The following is a 20,302-nucleotide window of genomic DNA, read 5'->3' as shown; positions in this document are numbered from 1 at the left end:
ACTTATCTTCCTAACCACGGTAGTGGATTGACGGCCTGTCCCTGGCGTCGGATTTCAAAGTAGAGCGAAGGCGTGCCGCGGCCGCCGCTGGTGCCCACAAGGGCGATAGGCTGTCCTGCCTTCACCTGAGCACCCACGCTCACCAGTGCGCTTTGGTTGTAGCCATAAAGGCTCATATCACCTTTACCGTGTTCCAGAACCACAACCAGACCATAGCCTTGCAGCCAGTCGGCCATCAGTACGCGTCCATCTGCGATGGCTTTCACTTCGGTGCCTTCTGGCGCATCAACCACCAGACCTTTCCAGCGCAATTCGCCCTGCATCGATTCACCGAAGCGATGTTCAATGCGTCCACGTACCGGCCAAACCGCTTGCCCGCCGGGCTTGCCTAATCCTCCGGTACGCGCCATCAGCTCACGCTCACTCTGCGTTGGCTGATAGTTTGATCCTTTGGCTTTCGCCTGTGCCTGACGTTGACGCACTTTTTCCGCCTCGCGCGCTTCCCGTTCGGCACGTTCACGCGCTTCACGCTCAGCCTTGGCGATTTTGCTCTGCAGTCGGCTTTCGTTCTCACGCATCTCAACCAGGTCAGCCTGATCTTTCTCCAGCGAGCTTTCCAGTACGGTGAGCGTTTTCTTACGCGCCGCGCTGGCCACTTCCAGCTTGCTTTGCTGCGTCTGCTGCTGAGCTAACAACGATTTTTGCTGATCCTGTTTACCCCGCAATGATTGGCGCTGTTCCGCTAATTGCTGTTGGGTTTGCTTGAGATCGTCGATGTTTTTCTGGCGAGCGGCATTGAGATAGCCGAAATAGGCAAGGATACGCTCACTGCGCTGGGCTTCTTCGCCACCAAGCAGCAACTGTAGACCATTGTGCTGTCCCTGACGAAAGGCGGCATCAAGCTGTTGTGCCAGCAGTTTTTCCTGCTGCGTTTGCTGCTTTTCCAGCCGCGAAATAGAGGAAGTGACCTGCGCGATTTCACCCTCGAGCGTGCTGAGGCTGTTACGCGTTTCGCGTAGCTGACGGCTGGCCTGCGCAATCACTTTTTCCTGACTTTGCAGTTGATCCAACAGTTTACTGCGCTGCACTTTCTGTGCTTTAACGCTTTTCTCTTTCTCGGCGATATCCTGCTGAATGGACTTCAATTGCGTTTTACTGTCATCCGCACTGCGAGCGGCAGCAGGAAGTAATAATGTGCCCGCCAGAAGCAGACTCAGGGAGATTTCGGACCAGCGAAATGACAACGGAAGCGCAGTGCCGTTGTGACGGGTCCTTGTGTGTGTAACGGTCGCTTTTCCCTTCATAGTCGATAATTATTCCACGATGAACAGCCGCTTACCAGTTAGCCCGGCCGGGTTTTACTTTGCTAAAAATGTCTGTACCGAGCTTACCGGCATAAACTTTGTCTTAATTTTGGGATTAGAACACTTTTTTTGGAAAATGACGCACAAATCGTAACTCTGTTCCCTTAGCGACTGTACATGCGAAGTGGCGCAGGTATACTCAGAACCCTTGTTTTAGCTTATCAGCCCGGTTTGGAGTCGTTACCCCTCATGCAAGAAATTATGCAGTTTGCAAGCAATCACCCCATCCTCAGTCTGGCATGGGTCGCTTTACTCGTTCTCGTGATTGTGACCACCGTTAAAGGTATGTTCTCTAAAGTAAAAACCATCAGTCGTGGTGAAGCAACCCACCTGATTAACAAAGAGGACGCGGTGGTGGTAGACGTTCGTTCACGTGACGATTACCGCAAAGGACACATTTCTGGGGCTATCAACGTAGCGGCAGCAGACATCAAAAAAGAGAGCTTTGGCGAGCTGGAAAAGCACAAGTCACAGCACATAATTGTAGTTTGCGCGACCGGTCAAAGTGCGGGCGAATCTGCGGCGAAATTGAGCGCAGCGGGCTTCGAGAAAGTCTCCGTACTGAAAGATGGCGTGAGCGGCTGGAGTGGTGAAAATCTGCCACTGGTGCGCGGCAAATAACTTCTTTGAGGTAACCGTATGGCGAATGTAGAGATCTACACCAAAGTCACTTGTCCTTATTGCCACCGTGCAAAGGCGTTGTTGGATCAGAAAGGCGTGTCGTTCCAGGAGATTCCCATTGACGGGAACGCGGCGAAACGTGAAGAGATGATTCAACGCAGCGGCCGTACGACGGTGCCACAGATTTTTATTGATGCGCAGCATATTGGCGGCTGTGACGATCTTTACGCGCTGGATGGGCGTCAGGGACTTGATCCTCTACTCCAGGCATAACTTTTCGGTCAGACAATTTTAACTCACAGGATTTAGACACATGTCAGAGCAAAGCAACAGCGAAATGCAGTTCCAGATTCAACGTGTTTACACCAAAGATGTTTCTTACGAAGCGCCAAACGCACCGCAGGTTTTCCAGAAAGAGTGGGAACCGGAAGTGAAGCTGGACCTGGACACCGCCTCTTCTCAGCTGGCTGATGGCGTTTTTGAAGTCGTTCTGCGTGTTACCGTAACCGCAACCGTTGGCGAAGAAACCGCATTCCTGTGCGAAGTCCAGCAGGCGGGTATTTTCACTATCAGCGGTATCGAAGGTACGCAGATGGCACATTGCCTCGGCGCGTACTGCCCGAACATTCTGTTCCCGTATGCACGCGAATGCGTAACCAGCCTTGTGTCTCGTGGTACTTTCCCGCAGCTCAACCTGGCGCCAGTTAACTTTGATGCGCTGTTCATGAACTATCTGCAGCAGCAAGGTGAAGGCGAAGCGCCACATCAGGATGCCTGATGACTACACTCAACGCTTCGATTAGCGTCATCGGTGCCGGCTCGTACGGCACCGCATTGGCCATCACGCTGGCCCGTAATGGCCATCCGGTTCTGCTCTGGGGCCACAATCCTCAAAGCGTGGCGCAGCTGCAAGCTGACCGCTGCAATGCCGCTTTCCTGCCCGATGTTCCTTTCCCTGATAATCTCGTTCCTGAAGCCGATCTGGCTACCGTTGTTAACGCCAGTCGCGATCTGCTGGTCGTGGTGCCGAGCCACGTATTTGGCGACGTGCTGACGCAGCTCAAGCCGCATTTGCGTGCCGATTCACGGATTGTCTGGGCGACTAAAGGACTGGAAAAAGAGACCGGCCGTTTGCTGCAGGATGTGGCGCGTGAAATCCTCGGCGATGCAATTCCGTTAGCGGTGATTTCCGGACCAACCTTTGCTAAAGAGCTGGCTGCTGGTATGCCAACGGCTATCGCACTGGCATCCACCGATGCGGAGTTCGCTGAAGACCTGCAGCAGAAGCTGCACTGCGGCAAAAGTTTCCGCGTCTATAACAATCAGGATTTCATTGGCGTGCAGTTAGGCGGCGCGGTGAAGAACGTGATTGCGATTGGTGCGGGGATTTCTGACGGCATTGGCTTTGGTGCCAACGCGCGTACCGCCTTAATCACGCGTGGCCTGACGGAAATGAGCCGTCTCGGCGCAGCGCTGGGAGCCGATGCCACCACCTTTATGGGCATGGCCGGTTTAGGCGATTTGGTGCTGACCTGTACCGATAATCAGTCGCGCAACCGTCGTTTCGGCATGATGCTGGGGCAAGGCGAGAGCGTAGACGATGCGCAACGCATTATCGGACAAGTTGTAGAAGGCTACAGAAACACCAAAGAAGTCAAAGCATTGGCCGCGCGTGTTGGCGTAGAAATGCCGATTACCGAGCAGATTTATCAGGTGCTCTATTGCGGAAAATCAGCGCGAGAGGCAGCATTGACTTTACTTGGCCGTGCAAGGAAGGACGAAAACAGCCAAAGCTGAAGCAGGATGCGCCAGCGTCACCACCTGTAGCGCCCCATCAGGCGCTTTTTTTATCGGGAGCAAACAGCAATGTCGTCTGAAGAGTTAGAACTGGTCTGGAACCATATCAAAGCCGAAGCCAGAGCCCTGGCCGACTGTGAACCGATGCTGGCCAGCTTTTACCATGCGACATTGCTTAAACACGAAAACCTCGGCAGTGCGCTCAGCTACATGCTCGCCAACAAGCTGGCGAACCCGATCATGCCAGCTATCGCCATCCGCGAAATCGTGGAAGAAGCCTACCGTGAAGACCCAGAGATGATTGTCTCCGCGGCCTACGATATTCAGGCTGTGCGCCAGCGTGACCCCGCCGTTGATAAATACTCTACGCCGCTGCTCTACCTCAAAGGCTTCCACGCCCTGCAGGCCTATCGCATTGGCAACTGGTTATGGAGAGAAGGTCGCCGCGCACTGGCGGTTTATCTGCAGAATGAAATTTCCGTCTCGTTTGCCGTGGATATTCACCCGGCGGCGCGGATAGGTCGCGGCATCATGCTTGACCACGCCACCGGCATTGTTATCGGCGAAACGGCCATCATTGAAAATGACGTTTCAATCCTGCAATCGGTGACGCTCGGCGGTACCGGTAAAACCAGCGGCGATCGCCATCCGAAAATCCGTGAAGGTGTAATGATTGGCGCGGGTGCCAAGATTCTTGGCAACATTGAAGTGGGGCGCGGTGCGAAAATCGGTGCTGGTTCCGTTGTCCTGCAGCCCGTACCGCCGCATACCACGGCGGCCGGCGTGCCAGCGCGCATTGTCGGGAAACCGACAAGCGATAAACCGTCGATGGATATGGATCAGCACTTCAACGGCGCGGGCTTTGAGTACGGCGACGGCATCTAGCCTTTGATCAGTGCGCCAGCATAATCGAGCTGGCGCCACGCTTCATACACCACCACAGAAACCGCATTAGACAAATTCATGCTGCGGCTTTCCGCCATCATCGGAATACGGATTTTCTGCTCAGCGGGTAGTGCGTTGAGGATATCTGTGGGTAAACCACGACTCTCCGGACCAAACACCAAATAATCACCCTTTTGATAACTCACTGCGCTGTGTGCAGGCGTTCCTTTGGTGGTGAGTGCGAACATGCGCTGAGGCGCTTCCGTCGCCAGAAATGCCGCGTAATTGGCGTGTTTTTTCAAGGCGGTATATTCGTGGTAATCCAGCCCGGCGCGGCGCAGGCGCTTATCATCCCAGGCAAAGCCCAGCGGTTCAATCAGGTGTAACTGGAAACCGGTATTTGCGCACAAGCGAATGATGTTGCCGGTATTTGGCGGAATTTCAGGTTCAAATAAGACAATGTTTAGCATAAGGCCCCCAGAAACGAGGGCCGAAGCATAACAAATTATTGACGGGCGGAGTACAGCGGCAGCCACAGCGTGAGGCGTAAACCCCCGAGCGGGCTGTCATCGGCTTTGACCCAGCCGCGATGCTGCTGGATGGCCGTTTCGACGATCGCCAGGCCTAATCCGGTGCCGCCTGATTCACGATCGCGCGCCTCATCGGTGCGGTAGAACGGACGGAAAATCTGCTCGCGATCTTCTGGGCTGACGCCCGGACCATCATCATCGACGTGGATGGTAATGCCTTCGATATCCACCGAGAAGCTGACGCTGATATGCGAATTCGAATAGCGCAGCGCATTACGCACGATATTCTCCAGCGCACTCTCCAGCGCATGTGGATTACCGTACAGCGGCCACGGGCCAGGCGGATAGGGCACTTCCATTAGCTTGCCCATCTGCTCGGCTTCAAATTTGGCATCTTCCAGCACGCCGTTCCACAGCTGGTTGGCCTTCATCGCTTCGCTAACCAGTGCGTTATTATGTTGCGTACGCGACAGCACCAGCAAATCGTTAATCATGCCATCAAGACGCTGCGCTTCCGTTTCGATGCGCTGCAGCTCTTTGCCTTCACCATTACGGCGACGCAGTAACGCGGTTGCCAGCTGCAAGCGAGTCAACGGCGTACGCAGTTCATGGCTGATATCAGATAGCAAACGCTGTTGCGCCGTCATCATGCGTTCGAGTGCGCTCACCATTTGGTTGAAACTCGAACCCGCCGCCAGAAACTCTTGCGGCCCCGATTCCAGTTCCGGATGCTGACGCAAATTACCGCTTGCCACTTCATCCGCCGCATATTTAAGTTTGCGGGCGGGACGCGCCAGGCTCCACGCCAGCCACAGCAGCAGTGGCGAGCTGATCAGCATAGTGACAATCAGCAGCAGTAGCGGGCGGTCAAACAGCAGATTGACGAAATCCAGCTGTGAACTGGTGGCAGGACGAATCAGGTAGAGCTGATAGTTGTCTTCGCCATCGCGTACCGCGAAAGGCCCAACCATTTCAACGCGACCATACTTTTTCTTTTGTGGGTGGTCGGCGTTATCCGACTGCCCAATAAAGTTACGGATGATCTGCATTTCATTGTGCTGCGCGCCAATCACCCGGCCTTCGCTGGTCACCAATAACAAGCGCTGGCCGGGCGGCGCCCATTTGTCGATGGAACGGAACAGGCGACGCCACCACATTAAGTCGTTTGGCGGATCTTGTGACAGCTCCGCTTCAACGTGCTGTTCAATCATGGTGCCCTGACGCTGCTCGCTTTCCAGTAACGCGGTCATCTGGCGCGAATCGAGTTTGGGCACCATTAAAACCAGCATCAACACCAATGCTAGCGTGAGCCAGAAGATGGCGAAGATGCGAGTGGTTAAACTTCCAATCATGATGCCGAAACCATCAGATAGCCGCGTCCGCGCAGGGTTTTAAACCACGGATGACCATCACGACGTTCCGGCAATTTACGACGCAGATTAGAAATGTGCATATCAATAGCGCGGTCAAACGGCGTCAGTCGTTTGCCTAAAACTTCCTGACTAAGGTGCTCACGCGATACCACCTGACCCAGATGCTGTGCCAGCAAATAGAGCAGGGTGAATTCGGTGCCGGTGAGATCCAAAGTCTCGCTATCAAAGCTGGCTTCCTGACGACCCGGATTCAGGCGCAGGCAGTCGACTTCCAGCGTCGGTGAGCTGTTATCGTGCTGCTGTTGCTGCTCGCTCCAGTTTGAACGGCGCAAAATGGCACGAATACGCGCCACCAGTTCGCGATCGTTAAACGGTTTAGGCAGATAGTCATCTGCGCCCAGTTCAAGGCCCAGAACGCGGTCCAGTTCGCTGCCACGTGCAGTCAGCATAATGACCGGAGTTTGGTGCTGTTGGCGTAGTTCTTTCAACGTGTCGATACCGTTCTTCTTCGGCATCATTACATCAAGCAATAACAAGTCCACGGTGTTGTCTAGCAGGTTAAGCGCCTGCTCACCATCGCTTGCCACAATGACTTCAAAACCTTCCATCTCAAGCAGTTCTTTAAGCAGCGAAGTTAATTCGCGGTCGTCATCAACCAACAGGATTTTATTCATTTTTTATTGCCCTCCGCAGGCAAAATACCGTGTTCCTTGACTTGCAATCCAACGCTTTACGTAGTTTTACACCCCCTGACGGATGTTTGCAGCCACCGCCGTACACTGGCTCTCGTTGAATCGCAAAACGGAACGAACTGGGAGTTAACGATGCGCTACTTAACCGCCGTCGTCATTGCCTCAGCGATGGTTCTCAGTCACGCCAGCGCCGAAGCAGCAGACACGACGACGATTGACGAGATGCATCCGAACAGCGGATTGACGACAGGCAGTATGACGCAAAATCCGCAAAGCTACATGTTCGATGGCATTGAGCTGACTGAACAACAGCGGCAACAGATGCGAGACCTGATGCAGCAAGCGCGACACGAACGCCCAACAATCAGCGTTCAAGATATAGAAACTATGCATGACCTTGTGATTGCAGACAAATTTAACGAATCGGCTATTCGACAGCAGGCAGAGAAACAAGCCCGCGCAGCGATAGAACAGCAAGTCGAGATGGCTCGGGTTCGTAATCAGATGTACCACCTGCTAACGCCTGCACAGCAAGCGACATTGCAGAAAAATTATGAGCGACGATTGGCTGAAGTTCGTCGACTCTCAGGATTGCAGCCATCATCACCGCTGCAAGCAGTGAGTAGTACCAGCAGTAACCAGTAACATAGTATCCCTGTTTTCCTTGCCATAGACACCATCCCTGTCTTCCCCCGCATGATGCGGGGGTTTTTTTTGCCTGTCATTTCTCTCTAACATCATTGTCTTAAAATTCAATCACGCAGCACACTTCTGCCGATGATAAACTTTAGCCATCTTGAGACCTAAAGGCCGCACCCATAAAGCGTGCGACCCGGCGAGGCATAGCATGGATTCTTCCTATGCAAAGTTAGTCAATCGGGCGGCGTTAGCGGCGACTACGCTGGCGACGCTACTGTTAATCGTGAAAATTTTTGCCTGGTGGCACACCGGTTCAGTCAGCATGTTGGCGGCGTTAGTGGATTCATTGGTGGATATTGCCGCTTCACTCACCAACTTGCTGGTGGTGCGCTATTCATTGCAGCCGGCCGATGACGATCACACCTTTGGTCATGGTAAAGCCGAATCATTGGCCGCGCTGGCGCAAAGCATGTTTATCTCCGGCTCGGCGCTGTTTCTGTTTCTCACCGGTATTCAGCATCTGGCATCGCCCGAAACCTTACATGCGCCGCTGGTGGGCATTGTGGTTACGGTGATTGCGCTGTTTTCAACCCTGACATTGGTTGCCTTCCAGCGCTGGGTGGTGCGCCGCACGCGCAGCCAGGCGATTCGCGCGGACATGCTGCACTATCAATCTGATGTGGTGATGAACGGCGCAATATTGGTCGCCCTCGGTTTGAGCAGCTATGGTTTTGTACGGGCGGATGCATTGTTCGCGCTCGGCATCGGCGTTTACATTCTCTATAACGCGTTGCGGATGGGCTATGACGCGGTACAGGCGCTGCTAGACCGTGTACTGCCCGAGCATGAAACGCAGGAGATCATCAATGTGGTGACCAACTGGCCGGGCGTACGTGGCGCACATGCATTGCGCACACGGCAATCGGGTCCTACGCGTTTTATCCAGCTGCATCTGGAGATGGAAGATCAGTTGCCATTGGTGCAGGCGCATCAGGTGGCCGATCAAATTGAGCAGGCATTACTGAAGAAGTTTCCCGGCTCAGACGTGATCATCCATCAAGATCCCTGTTCTGTTGTGCCGAGCAATCAACACGGCTTTTTTCAAGGTTAGCGATTTAAAATCATGCAATTACACAAAAAAAGTGACGTAACGCTAACAACTCTGTAAAAAATTAGCGAAAACTTGTCTGACCTGAATCAATTCAGCATCAAGCCTTTGATATACTATTCTGCAACTATTAAGCCATGCGATCGCGAGCTGGTCCACGCCGGACACATGGCAGGAATAATCCTTAGTTTTTGAACAATCCAGAGGTTGTCATGATCAAAAAAATCGGAGTACTGACCAGCGGCGGCGACGCCCCAGGCATGAACGCAGCCATTCGCGGAGTTGTACGTTCCGCGCTGAGTGAAGGACTGGAAGTTTTTGGTATTTACGACGGCTATCTGGGATTGTACGAAGATCGCATGATCAACCTCGACCGCTACAGCGTGTCAGACATGATCAACCGTGGCGGCACCTTCCTGGGTTCCGCACGCTTCCCAGAATTCCGCAACGATGAAGTACGCCAGACCGCGATAGATAACATGAAAAAGCGCGGCATTGATGCGCTGGTGGTTATCGGCGGTGATGGTTCCTACATGGGTGCGAAGCGCCTGACCGAAATGGGCTTCCCATGCATCGGCTTGCCGGGCACCATCGATAACGACGTAGCAGGCACCGATTACACCATTGGCTACTTCACTGCGTTGGAAACTGTAGTTGAAGCGATTGACCGTCTGCGCGACACCTCATCTTCTCACCAGCGCATCTCCATCGTAGAAGTGATGGGCCGTTACTGCGGCGATTTAACGCTGGCGGCAGCGATTGCCGGTGGTTGTGAGTTCATCGTGCTGCCTGAAATCCCATATACCCGTGAAGAGCTGGTTTCAGAGATCAAAGCGGGCATCGCCAAAGGTAAAAAACACGCCATCGTGGCGATTACCGAGCACATCTGCGATATCGACGATCTGGCGCACTTCATTGAAGCTGAAACCAAACGCGAAACCCGCGCCACCGTTCTTGGTCACATTCAGCGTGGCGGCGCACCTTGTGCCTATGACCGCATCCTGGCATCGCGCATGGGTTCTTACTCCATCGAGCTACTGCTGCAAGGTTATGGCGGCCGCTGCGTCGGTATTCAGAACGAGAAGATGGTGCATCACGACATCATCGATGCGATTGAAAATATGAAGCGTCCATTCAAACGCGACTGGCTGGATACCGCGAAAAAACTCTACTAATACCCTATCAAGGCGCGACGAGATTCGCGCCTTTTTAATGCCTGCTTATATTCCCTCCAGTTATAACAGCTTATTTTTAATTCTTTAATCCGTGGATAAGTTTGTGTCAGTCTTGTTCTATAACGACCTCGGGAGAGCAAGCAATGAATAAGTGGAGTATTGGTGTCACCCTGTTACTGGCTTCAACCAGTGTTCTGGCAAAGGATATTCAGCTGTTAAACGTTTCTTACGATCCAACCCGTGAGCTGTACGAACAGTACAACAAAGCGTTTAGCGCGCATTACAAGCAGGAAACCGGCGACAACGTGGTAATTCGCCAGTCGCACGGCGGTTCCGGTAAACAAGCGACCTCAGTGATCAATGGCATCCGTGCTGATGTGGTTACGCTGGCGCTGCAATCTGATGTAGATGCTATTGCTGACCGTGGTCGTATTAATAAAGACTGGATTAAACGCCTGCCGGATAACTCCGCGCCATACACCTCGACCATCGTGTTCCTGGTGCGTAAAGGCAACCCGAAAGGCATTCATGATTGGCCGGATCTGATCAAACCGGGCGTTTCCGTCATCACGCCAAACCCGAAAACGTCGGGCGGCGCACGCTGGAACTATCTGGCTGCATGGGGCTGGGCGCTGGATCAGAATCATGGCGATCAGGCCAAAGCGCTGGCTTACGTGAAATCGCTGTTTAAGAACGTAGAAGTACAGGATTCCGGTGCACGCGGTGCGACTAACACCTTCGTAGAACGCGGCATTGGCGATGTGCTGATTGCGTGGGAAAACGAAGCCTATCTGGCGGTAGATAAGCTGGGTAAAGACAAGTTTGAAATCGTCACCCCAAGCGAATCGATTCTGGCGGAGCCAACGGTTTCAGTGGTTGATAAAGTGGTTGACGAGCAGGGCACCCGTAAAGTGGCCGAAGATTACCTGAAGTATCTCTACTCGCCGGAAGGCCAGACCATCGCGGCGGAGAATTTCTACCGTCCACGTGATGAGGCCGTTGCGAAGAAATTTGCCAATAAATTCGCGCCGGTAAAACTGTTCACTATCGACAGCAAGTTTGGTGGCTGGACGCAAGCCCAGAAAACCCACTTCGCCGATGGCGGCAGTTACGATCAGGTGATGAAGCCATAACGAATAAAAAAACGGCCAGCGAGAATGCTGGCCGTTTTGTTTTAGTCCGTGACTTTCATCACCTGCCAGGCGAGGATGCTGGCAGGTGATGAACAGAGGAATCGGGCTATGCAGGGCAGTCGTCGTACCCTGAAGTTACTTACCGCATTATTGGTGGTGTTGATTGTTGGACTGATCGCCGGCGCCATCCATTTCCATAAAAACTCCAACGCCCTGTGGCAGATTATCAGCGAGAAGTGCGTGCCAAATATGGCGGCGACGGGCAAACCCGCGCCATGCCAGCAGGTGAACAGCGCGCAGGGTTACGTCACGCTGAAAGATCTCAACGGTCCGTTGCAGTATCTGCTGATGCCGATTGAAAAAATTACCGGTATGGAAAGTCCGATCCTTCTTGAAACCGCAACGCCGAACCTGTTTGCCGAGGCCTGGCAGCAACGCACATTGCTGGCGCAGAAGCACGGCGCGCCGATCCCCGATAGCGCGCTGTCGCTGGCCATCAATGCGCAATATGGGCGTACGCAAAATCAGCTGCATATACATATTTCCTGTCTGCGGCCGGATGTGCGTCAACAGCTGGATGCGCTGGCACCAAGGCTGAACGCGCAATGGCAGAGTGAAACGCTGCGTAAGCATGGTTATCTGGTGCGTTCGATTTCTAAGGAAGAACTGGCGCAGCAGAGTGCGTTTATCCGTCTGGCGGATGAAGTGCCGCATGCGCGCACCGAGATGGGTAAATACGGGCTGGCGCTGGCACAATTGCCGGATGGCCGTTTAGCGCTGTTGGCGCTGGAGCGTAACTGGCTGAAACTGAACAGCGGCTCGGCGGAAGAGCTGCAGGATCATAACTGCAGCATATTGCCGCAATAATCGTTGAGGCGATAACCAGGTGCGCATGAATGCGCACCCTACAAAACCGACGTACGGCTCCATTTGTCGTAGGGTCGCCATTCATGGCGACCAATAAAAAAGGCGGCTAATCAGCCGCCTTTTTCTGCATCGAAAACGAGAAATTACGCGTTTTTCGCTGCTGCTGCCGCTTTCACGATCACCGCAAAAGCATCCGCTTTCAGTGAAGCACCGCCAACCAGCGCGCCATCGATATCTGGCTGGGTGAACAGCTCAGCGGCGTTTTTGTCGTTGACCGAGCCGCCGTACTGAATGATAACTTGCTGAGCGATAGCTGCATCTTTCTTCGCGATATGGTCACGAATGAATTTGTGCACCGCCTGAGCCTGCGCTGGAGTAGCTGATTTGCCGGTACCGATAGCCCAAACTGGCTCGTAAGCGATAACCGCGCCTTCGAACGCTGCAGCGCCCTGAGTTTCCAGCACGGCGTCGATCTGGCGTGCGCACACTTCTTCCGTTTTGCCCGCTTCGTTTTCTGCGTCAGTTTCACCGATGCACAGAACCGGCACCAGGCCAGCTTCTTTCACTACGGCAAATTTCTTCGCGATGAACTCGTCGCTCTCTTTGTGGTAGGTGCGGCGCTCAGAGTGGCCGATGATGATGTATTTCGCGCCAACGTCTTTCAGCATGTCTGCGGAAGTTTCGCCAGTGAATGCGCCAGACAGATTAACGTCAACGTTCTGAGCACCCAGAGCAATGTGGCTACCGGAAATGGCGTGCTTCGCCAGATCCAGATAGATGGCTGGCGGTGCAATCGCGACGCCACAGCCATCAACACCAGACAGCTCTTTGCGCAGGCCTTCAATCAGCTCTTTAGTGATCTGCTTGCTACCGTTCAGTTTCCAGTTACCCATAACCAGTGGATGTCGCATTCTTTCCTCCGCATAACGCGATTCATGAAATAGCGCTGCCATCGGGCAGCGATGTCTGCGAGACAGTATAGAGATCAAATGCGTTGCTGGCTTTGCTTTTCGTCATTTTTGCCGGTGCGATCAGGGCGTCGAGAGCGCCAGTTTTATCGGCTCAACGGCGAAGGTCAAACCCTTGTCGCCGTTGTCTGCTACCACGAAACGCAAGGCACCTTCGGTGCGGGCAAAATAGCGTGCACCTTTACCGGCGCTGAGCAGGGAATCGAGTTTTTTACGCCCATCTTCGGGCGATAAACCGGGGATGAAGAAGCGCAGCAGGGCGGTCATGTAATCCATGGCGCGTGCCTGCGCGGCTTTCATATCGGGGCCGGGAACCGGCAGCCAGGTGATTTGCAGAGTTTTGATTTTGCCGGTGCCTTGCTCCAGCGCCGTTGAGGCATACAGCGTTTCGCTGATTTTGCTGGCGGCACGCGTCAGGTTGCTTTTATCGCCGCGATTATCAATAGCGCGATATTCCTGCAGCAGTTCATTGGGATTGGCCGCGTTGTACTTCTCACGGAACTGAGCAACGGTCATATCGAAGGTCGGCGCACCCGCGAGCAGATAGGGCGCAGCAGGCAGATGATCGCTACGATCTAACGTGGGGGCATCCTCCGCCCAGACGGGAAATGTCAGTGCGAGGCCAAGCAGCAGCGCGACTGGCAGGTTGTTCATTGCTTCGGCCCTAAATCATTCACTTAGCCCACGATTAGAACGGTTTTTACCGGGCAAAGTCAAAACCCACACTGGGAAAAATCTCACATTCTTTGTGCCGCGCCGATTACCAGTAATGCTCGCTGGTCATATGGCCGGGTTTACGTTTGAAATGTTTGCGCATCTCACGCGTGTCTTTCAGTAATTGCTGGGTATCGCGCACCATTTGTGGATTGCCGCACAGCATCACATGGCTGGTTTCTGCCGTCAGCGGCAAGCCAACTGCACGCTCCAGTGCTCCACTTTCAATCAGCTGCGGTACGCGACCGTGTAGCGAACCGGCGATCTCTTCGCGGCTGACTACCGTTTGAATGTGCAATTTGCCCTGATAGCGCTGCTGCAGCTCTTGCATCAAAGGCAGGAAGCTCAGGTCATCGGCGAAACGCGCGGCATGTACCAGCACAATGTTATCAAAACGATCCAGATCTTCGCCCTGTTGCAGAATCGATAAATAGGGGCCGATCGCTGTGCCGGTCGCCAGCATCCACAGCGTTTGGCAGTCTGGAATTTCGTCGAGTACAAAGAAACCCGCCGCCTCTTTGGTGATCATTACCTGGTCGCCGGGTTGCAGCGCCTGCAAACGCGGACTCAATTTGCCCTCCGGCACCGTGACCAGATAAAACTCCAGCAGCGAATCCTGCGGCGCATTGACGTAAGAATAGGCGCGCTGCACGCGCTCACCGTCAATTTCCAGCGCCAGCTTGGCAAACTGTCCCGCCGTAAAGGTATCAATCGGTGCTTCGACGCGCAGGCTGAACAGTGCATCGGTCCAGTTTTTTACTTCTTTAACTTCAGCATTGATCCACTCTGCCATGTTGGCTCCTTATTAATGATTATTCAGGCTCGTTACTATCATCGCCATCGGCCTGATGGATTTCCAGTCGGTACAGCGTCAAAGGGCTCTCAGCGACAAACGCAGCGCACAGATCAGCAACTGTAGCGGGCAGTTTACAATCTGGACTATCAACTTGACGGCTTAAGACATACAGCTTTGTCCGCGCCTCTCGATTTGTCACTGAATCCTGATATTTTTGCCGCCATAAATCCGAGGTGGCCTGTTTTGTGCTGCTTTTTCTTTGTTTCTCAGGCAGACATTTTGTTCCATGTTGATAAGTAAAACGCAAAATCGCTTTCTGTTATTCATGCTGATCGTGCTGGTGGCGGTCGGGCAGATGGCGCAAACCATCTATGTGCCAGCGATGGCCAACATGGCCGAAACGCTCAATGTGCGCAGCGGGGCGATCCAGCAGGTGATGGCCGCCTATCTGATGACCTACGGCGGATCGCAGTTGATCTACGGCCCGCTCTCGGACAGCTTTGGCCGTCGTCCGGTGATCCTGATTGGCATGACGATCTTTGCCGTCGGCGCATTGATCGCCATGTTCGCGCCCTCGCTCGATATTCTGGTGCTCGGCAGCGCAGTGCAAGGTTTAGGGACCGGCGTCGCGGGCGTGATGGCGCGTACCATGCCGCGCGATCTCTATTCTGGCATCGCCCTGCGTCAGGCGAACAGCCTGCTGAATATGGGTATTCTGGTGAGTCCGCTGCTGGCGCCGGTGATTGGTGCGCTGCTGACGCATCTGTTTGGCTGGCACGCCTGTTTCGCCTTCCTGCTGCTGTTGTGCGTCGGCGTCACCGCCTCGATGGCGCGCTGGCTGCCGGAAACGCGTCCTGTTGATACGCCCGCCACGCCGTTCCTGCGCCGTTATGCCACTTTGCTGAGCGACGGCAACTTCGTGCGTTATCTGCTGCTGCTGATTGGCGCACTGGCTGGTATCGCGGTGTTTGAAGCCAGCTGCGGCGTGCTGATGGGTGGCGTTTTGGGGCTGGATGGATTAACCGTCAGCATCCTGTTTATCCTGCCAATCCCGGCGGCGTTCTTTGGCGCCTGGTTTGCTGGACGTGAGCAGAAATCCTGGCACACGCTGATGTGGTACGGCGTGAACAGCTGCCTGTTGGCTGGATTATTGATGTGGGTTCCAGCCTGGTTTGGCGTGATGAACATCTGGACGCTGCTGGTGCCGGCTGCGCTGTTCTTCTTCGGCGCGGGCATGCTGTTTCCGCTGGCAACCTCGGGCGCGATGGAGCCGTATGCTTGGCTGGCGGGCAGCGCCGGTGCATTAATCGGTGGTTTGCAGAACCTCGGTTCCGGCGTGGTGGCGTGGCTTTCTGCGCTGTTGCCGCAGCACGATCAATCCAGCCTTGGCATGCTGATGTTCGTGACGTCGCTGGTAATGTTGCTGTGCTGGTGGCCGCTCTCTCGTCATCCGGAGAGCGGCAAGCAGGCGATTACAGGATAAATTGATGCAGCGCCGCGTCTTTGCGATCCAGATAGTGGATTGACTGGATGCGGCGAATGGTGCGTGATTTGCCGCGCACCAGCAGGGTTTCGCTGGTGGCGATGTTGCCGTTACGCGTGATGCCTTTCAGCAAATCGCCGGTGGTGATGCCGGTGGCAGCGAAGATAACGTTATCGTTGCGCGCCATCTGATCCAGCTTCAGAACCTGACCGGCTTCAATGCCCATCTCGGCGCAGCGTTGCAGTTCATTCTCGCCGAGGCGACGATTCTCTTCGCTATCGCCTTTCACCTCGTGACGCGCCAATAAACGCGCCTGCATGTCGCCATCCATCGCGCGAATGACTGCCGCCGACACCACACCTTCCGGTGCGCCGCCGATACCGTACATCACATCCACTTCGCTATCCGGCATACAGGTCAGAATCGAGGCCGCGACATCGCCATCCGGGAAGGAGAACACGCGCACACCGAGCTGCTGAAGTTGGGCAATCACCGCATCGTGGCGTGGCTTAGCCAGAATCGACACTGTTAACTGGCTGAGCGGTTTGCCCAATGCCAGCGCGATATTCTTCAGGTTGATATCAAGCGGCAGATTGAGGTCGATGGCGCCACGTGCGCCCGGTCCAACAATCAGCTTTTCCATGTACATATCAGGTGCGTGCAGGAAGCTGCCCTTGTCTCCCACCGCCAGCACCGCCAGCGCATTGGCCTGGCCCATCGCCGTCATGCGCGTGCCTTCGATCGGATCGACCGCAATATCCACGGCATCGCCACGGCCGGTACCGACTTTCTCACCGATATACAGCATCGGCGCTTCGTCGATTTCGCCTTCGCCAATCACAATCTGGCCGTCGATATCGATGGTGTTGAGCATAATGCGCATGGCGTGAACGGCTGCGCCGTCGGCCGCATTTTTATCGCCGCGTCCTAACCAGTGATAGCCCGCCAGAGCGGCGGCTTCGGTCACGCGGGAAAATTCAATCGCGAGTTCTCGTTTCATGGTGGCACCTGATAAAAAACAGGCAGGCAGTTTAACACAGCGGGGAAACGTGGCAGGGGAAAAACCCGCGGCAGGGCGCCGCGGGTTAGCAGGATTTTACTCTTCGTCTTCCCACGCTTTGGCGCGAGCGACCGCTTTCTTCCAGCCGGCGTAACGGACGTTACGTTCGGTGGTTTCGATGCTTGGGCGGAACTCACGCTCAATCACCGCTTTAGCGCGAACTTCTTCCAGATCGTTCCAGAAGCCAACCGCTAATCCAGCCAGATAGGCCGCACCCAGCGCCGTAACTTCACGCACTTCGGGACGCTCAACGCGCGTGCCGAGAATGTCAGACTGGAACTGCATCAGGAAGTTGTTGGCAACCGCACCACCATCCACGCGCAGTGATTGCAGGCGGGTGCCAGCATCGTTCTGCATCGCTTCCAGTACGTCGCGCGTCTGGTAAGCAATCGACTCCAGCGTGGCACGGATGATGTGGTTCGCGTTAGCACCGCGCGTCAGACCGAAAATCGCGCCGCGTGCATACGGATCCCAATATGGCGCACCCAAACCGGTGAAGGCTGGCACCATATACACGCCGTTGGTGTCTTTCACTTTCAACGCGAAGTATTCAGAGTCGGTTGAATCGCTGATCAGCTTCATCTCATCACGCAGCCACTGAATCGACGCACCACCGATAAACACCGCACCTTCCAGCGCATAGTTCACTTCGCCGCGTGGGCCGCACGCGATGGTGGTCAGCAGGCCGTGTGTTGAAGTCACAGCTTCGGTGCCGGTGTTCATCAGCATGAAGCAGCCGGTGCCGTAAGTGTTTTTCGCCATACCCGGTTGTACACACAGCTGGCCATACAGCGCCGCTTGCTGGTCACCCGCGATACCGGCAATTGGAATACGCGTACCGCCTTTACCACCAATGTTGGTCTGGCCGTACACTTCAGAAGAGCCTTTCACTTCTGGCAGCATTTCACGCGGGATATCGAGGATCTCCAGCATGCGCTCATCCCACTCCAGCTTGTGGATGTTGTACATCATGGTACGTGAGGCGTTGGTATGATCGGTGACGTGCACACGTCCCTGCGTCATTTTCCAAATCAGCCAGGTATCAACGGTACCGAACAGCAGTTCGCCGCGTTTAGCACGGTCACGCGCGCCTTCCACGTTATCCAGAATCCACTTCACCTTGGTGCCTGAGAAGTACGGGTTAATCACCAAACCGGTGGTGTGCTGGATATACTCTTCCAGCCCCTCTTTCTTCAGCTTGTTACAGTAATCTGCGGTGCGTGGATCCTGCCAGACGATGGCGTTGTAAACCGGTTTGCCGGTCTCTTTATCCCAGACGATGGCGGTTTCACGTTGGTTGGTGATACCAATCGCCGCGATTTGATCGGAGTTAATGTCGGCGTGTGCCAGCACTTCAACCAGCGTTGAGCTTTGTGACGCCCAGATATCCATTGGGTCATGTTCAACCCAACCCGCTTTCGGGTAGATCTGGGTAAATTCGCGCTGAGAAACCGCGACGATGTTGGCATCATGATCAAGCACCACGGCGCGTGAGCTGGTTGTGCCCTGATCGAGTGCAACTATATATTTTTTATCAGTAGTCATTGTGCTTTCCTGATGTGGTATCGATGAAACTTACGCTTTACGCTGCTGAGCGCGCGCAACCGGTTTTTCTGCTGTGCTGGCTTCCGCGACGTTAACTGGCAGATGGCGGCCAATCAGCGAACGGTAACCAAAGGCTCCGAGGCAAGCACCGACCAGCGGGCCAAAAATCGGAACCAGGAAGTAAGGAATATCTTTGCCACCGGTGAAGGCGACGTTGCCCCAGCCAGCGAAGAAGGCGAACAGTTTTGGACCGAAGTCACGCGCCGGGTTGAGTGCGAAGCCGGTCAGTGGACCCATTGAGCCACCGATTACCGCGACCAGTAAACCAATCAACAGCGGAGCCAGCGGACCACGCGGTACACCGTTGCCGTCATCGGTCAGCGCCATGATCACCGCCATTAATACAGCTGTAATCACCATCTCAACCAGGAACGCCTGAGCGACGCTGATGTGCGGGTTCGGGTAGGTAGAGAAGATACCGGCCAGATCGAGGCTTTCAACGCTGCCGCGCACCATTTGATGGCCCGCTTCGTAATCAAAGAACAGATTGTAGTAGAGACCGTAAACCAACGCGGCAGCGCAGAACGCGCCGGCAACCTGCGCCAGAATATAAGGAATAACTTTACGACCTTCGAAATTAGCGAACAGGCACAGCGCGACGGTAACGGCTGGGTTAAGATGCGCACCAGAAACGCCTGCGCTTAGATAGACTGCCATGGAGACGGCTAAACCCCAGATAATACAAATTTCCCACTGACCGAATGACGCACCGGCCAGTTTCAGTGCAGCAACACAGCCTGCACCAAAGAAGATAATCAAACCTGTGCCGAGAAATTCAGCGATGCACTGACCTTTTAGTGTGTTAGTTGTCTGACTCATAATGGCATTCCTGAAGCGAGGTTAAATTTTATCAGTTTTTGTTCTCATCCATGAGTCACCCAGCTATCAATGTAGGGTTGATGTGAATTTATCGTTAACGAGCATAAACGAGAAATAGCGAAATTGAAAACTGTGTACTCCATCATAAAAATGCGCGTTTTCGCGTCTTTTGCGTTGCTTTAAGACCCATTTTTTCCGCTTTGCTGGTCGATGCTGATGTGATCGCGCACACAGATGCGCGAAGATGCGCATTTTTTTAGGCATAGACTGAAAAGTGTTACAGACTGCCCTCGCAGGCCTTGTGGCGCTGGACTTGCTGGGTTCGGCTACATACAATCGAGTCATCGTGGCTGAGCGCACCATAATAAGGCATGCACTAGCCCCATCAACGCCTTGCAAGATTTAGGAGAGGTCAGAAAGATGTCATTTGAAGTGTTCGAGAAACTGGAAGCGAAAGTACAGCAGGCGATTGATACCATCACTCTGCTGCAGATGGAAATTGAAGAGCTGAAAGAGCAAAACAATACGCTGAAAAACGAAGTCAGCCAGGCTTCAGGTAACCAGGATGCACTGGTGCGTGAAAATCAGCATCTGAAAGAAGAGCAGCATGTCTGGCAGGATCGTCTGCGGGCACTGCTGGGAAAAATGGAAGAAGTTTAAGCGTCGATGCTTA

22 protein-coding genes are annotated in these 20,302 nt (G+C 54.2%); 12 read left to right on the top strand and 10 right to left on the bottom strand.

Going from position 1 to position 20,302, the window contains the following annotated elements:
- Positions 1 to 2: 2 nt before the first annotated feature.
- Positions 3 to 1,304, bottom strand: coding sequence for a murein hydrolase activator EnvC (gene envC / locus NR302_RS18980; RefSeq protein ID WP_258144169.1), 1,302 nt, complete (start codon positions 1,302 to 1,304; stop codon positions 3 to 5).
- A gap of 249 nt (positions 1,305 to 1,553) precedes the next feature.
- Here envC and NR302_RS18975 point away from each other — a divergent pair, with 249 nt between their 5' ends.
- The 5 genes from NR302_RS18975 (at position 1,554) to cysE (ending at position 4,667) form a co-directional block, all read left to right on the top strand.
- Positions 1,554 to 1,985, top strand: coding sequence for a rhodanese-like domain-containing protein (locus tag NR302_RS18975; RefSeq protein WP_008109709.1), 432 nt, complete (start codon positions 1,554 to 1,556; stop codon positions 1,983 to 1,985).
- A gap of 18 nt (positions 1,986 to 2,003) precedes the next feature.
- Positions 2,004 to 2,258: a glutaredoxin 3 gene (grxC, locus tag NR302_RS18970; protein ID WP_007885328.1), complete on the top strand. Its 255-nt coding sequence runs from the start codon at positions 2,004 to 2,006 to the stop codon at positions 2,256 to 2,258.
- A gap of 40 nt (positions 2,259 to 2,298) precedes the next feature.
- Entirely contained in the window at positions 2,299 to 2,763 is a 465-nt protein-coding gene (gene secB / locus NR302_RS18965) for a protein-export chaperone SecB (protein ID WP_007885330.1), read from the top strand.
- A complete protein-coding gene (gpsA, locus tag NR302_RS18960; protein ID WP_154194956.1) occupies positions 2,763 to 3,782 on the top strand; it encodes an NAD(P)H-dependent glycerol-3-phosphate dehydrogenase in 1,020 nt (339 codons plus the stop codon). Before secB ends, gpsA begins: the two co-directional genes overlap by 1 nt.
- 69 nt (positions 3,783 to 3,851) lie before the next feature.
- Positions 3,852 to 4,667 carry a serine O-acetyltransferase gene (cysE, locus tag NR302_RS18955; RefSeq protein WP_008109705.1) on the top strand — a complete coding sequence of 272 codons (816 nt, stop codon included), beginning with the start codon at positions 3,852 to 3,854 and terminating at the stop codon, positions 4,665 to 4,667.
- Here the strand turns inward: cysE and trmL are convergent.
- From trmL to cpxR, 3 genes are read right to left on the bottom strand one after another with little or no spacing between them, the layout of a single operon-like run.
- On the bottom strand, positions 4,664 to 5,137 hold the full coding sequence (trmL, locus tag NR302_RS18950) for a tRNA (uridine(34)/cytosine(34)/5-carboxymethylaminomethyluridine(34)-2'-O)-methyltransferase TrmL (RefSeq protein ID WP_154194958.1): 474 nt from the start codon (positions 5,135 to 5,137) through the stop codon (positions 4,664 to 4,666). The two genes, cysE and trmL, sit on opposite strands and share 4 nt — an antisense overlap.
- Positions 5,138 to 5,172: 35 nt before the next feature.
- On the bottom strand, positions 5,173 to 6,549 hold the full coding sequence (gene cpxA / locus NR302_RS18945) for an envelope stress sensor histidine kinase CpxA (RefSeq protein ID WP_008109701.1): 1,377 nt from the start codon (positions 6,547 to 6,549) through the stop codon (positions 5,173 to 5,175).
- Complete coding sequence (gene cpxR, locus NR302_RS18940; protein ID WP_007885339.1) at positions 6,546 to 7,244, bottom strand: envelope stress response regulator transcription factor CpxR; 699 nt, start codon at positions 7,242 to 7,244, stop codon at positions 6,546 to 6,548. The genes cpxA and cpxR overlap by 4 nt, the downstream gene beginning before the upstream one ends.
- Positions 7,245 to 7,394: 150 nt before the next feature.
- On the opposite strand from cpxR, the gene cpxP reads away from it, so the two are divergent.
- The 5 genes from cpxP to NR302_RS18915 all read left to right on the top strand — a co-directional run bounded on the left by cpxP (position 7,395) and on the right by NR302_RS18915 (position 12,184).
- Positions 7,395 to 7,907 (top strand): cell-envelope stress modulator CpxP, encoded by a 513-nt coding sequence (cpxP, locus tag NR302_RS18935; RefSeq protein ID WP_008109700.1) that lies wholly within the window; start codon positions 7,395 to 7,397, stop codon positions 7,905 to 7,907.
- A 202-nt stretch (positions 7,908 to 8,109) separates the two neighbouring features.
- On the top strand, positions 8,110 to 9,012 hold the full coding sequence (gene fieF, locus NR302_RS18930) for a CDF family cation-efflux transporter FieF (RefSeq protein WP_008109699.1): 903 nt from the start codon (positions 8,110 to 8,112) through the stop codon (positions 9,010 to 9,012).
- Positions 9,013 to 9,221: 209 nt separating this feature from the next.
- Entirely contained in the window at positions 9,222 to 10,184 is a 963-nt protein-coding gene (pfkA, locus tag NR302_RS18925; protein WP_007885343.1) for a 6-phosphofructokinase, read from the top strand.
- Positions 10,185 to 10,327: 143 nt separating this feature from the next.
- Positions 10,328 to 11,317 (top strand): sulfate ABC transporter substrate-binding protein, encoded by a 990-nt coding sequence (locus NR302_RS18920; protein ID WP_061720313.1) that lies wholly within the window; start codon positions 10,328 to 10,330, stop codon positions 11,315 to 11,317.
- Positions 11,318 to 11,425: 108 nt separating this feature from the next.
- On the top strand, positions 11,426 to 12,184 hold the full coding sequence (locus NR302_RS18915; RefSeq protein WP_258144168.1) for a CDP-diacylglycerol diphosphatase: 759 nt from the start codon (positions 11,426 to 11,428) through the stop codon (positions 12,182 to 12,184).
- Positions 12,185 to 12,327: 143 nt separating this feature from the next.
- On the opposite strand, the gene tpiA is transcribed toward NR302_RS18915, so the two are convergent.
- The 3 genes from tpiA to fpr all read right to left on the bottom strand — a co-directional run bounded on the left by tpiA (position 12,328) and on the right by fpr (position 14,659).
- The gene (gene tpiA / locus NR302_RS18910) at positions 12,328 to 13,095 is read right to left on the bottom strand and encodes a triose-phosphate isomerase (RefSeq protein ID WP_008109693.1); all 768 of its coding nucleotides are present in this window, start codon (positions 13,093 to 13,095) and stop codon (positions 12,328 to 12,330) included.
- 120 nt (positions 13,096 to 13,215) lie between these two features.
- Positions 13,216 to 13,806 (bottom strand): YiiQ family protein, encoded by a 591-nt coding sequence (locus NR302_RS18905; protein ID WP_258144167.1) that lies wholly within the window; start codon positions 13,804 to 13,806, stop codon positions 13,216 to 13,218.
- A 106-nt stretch (positions 13,807 to 13,912) separates the two neighbouring features.
- Entirely contained in the window at positions 13,913 to 14,659 is a 747-nt protein-coding gene (gene fpr, locus NR302_RS18900; RefSeq protein ID WP_154194964.1) for a ferredoxin--NADP(+) reductase, read from the bottom strand.
- A 289-nt stretch (positions 14,660 to 14,948) separates the two neighbouring features.
- Here fpr and emrD point away from each other — a divergent pair, with 289 nt between their 5' ends.
- Positions 14,949 to 16,145: a multidrug efflux MFS transporter EmrD gene (emrD, locus tag NR302_RS18895; protein WP_008109687.1), complete on the top strand. Its 1,197-nt coding sequence runs from the start codon at positions 14,949 to 14,951 to the stop codon at positions 16,143 to 16,145.
- Here emrD and glpX read toward each other — a convergent pair.
- The 3 genes from glpX to NR302_RS18880 form a co-directional block, all read right to left on the bottom strand.
- Positions 16,135 to 17,145, bottom strand: a complete 1,011-nt coding sequence (glpX, locus tag NR302_RS18890; protein WP_008109685.1) for a class II fructose-bisphosphatase — start codon at positions 17,143 to 17,145, stop codon at positions 16,135 to 16,137. The genes emrD and glpX overlap by 11 nt on opposite strands.
- A gap of 96 nt (positions 17,146 to 17,241) precedes the next feature.
- Entirely contained in the window at positions 17,242 to 18,750 is a 1,509-nt protein-coding gene (glpK, locus tag NR302_RS18885; RefSeq protein WP_008109683.1) for a glycerol kinase GlpK, read from the bottom strand.
- Between the two features lie 30 nt (positions 18,751 to 18,780).
- Positions 18,781 to 19,629 carry an MIP/aquaporin family protein gene (locus NR302_RS18880; RefSeq protein ID WP_258144166.1) on the bottom strand — a complete coding sequence of 283 codons (849 nt, stop codon included), beginning with the start codon at positions 19,627 to 19,629 and terminating at the stop codon, positions 18,781 to 18,783.
- Positions 19,630 to 20,049: 420 nt separating this feature from the next.
- Here NR302_RS18880 and zapB point away from each other — a divergent pair, with 420 nt between their 5' ends.
- A complete protein-coding gene (gene zapB / locus NR302_RS18875; RefSeq protein ID WP_007885384.1) occupies positions 20,050 to 20,289 on the top strand; it encodes a cell division protein ZapB in 240 nt (79 codons plus the stop codon).
- The last annotated feature ends 13 nt before the right edge of the window (positions 20,290 to 20,302 follow it).

It is taken from the genome of Pantoea sp. SOD02, from assembly GCF_024707505.1.
In the GTDB taxonomy this organism is placed as follows: Bacteria; Pseudomonadota; Gammaproteobacteria; order Enterobacterales; family Enterobacteriaceae; genus Pantoea; species Pantoea symbiotica.
Note: the sequence above shows the minus strand (reverse complement) of the source record. Positions and strands in the feature narration are given on the sequence as shown.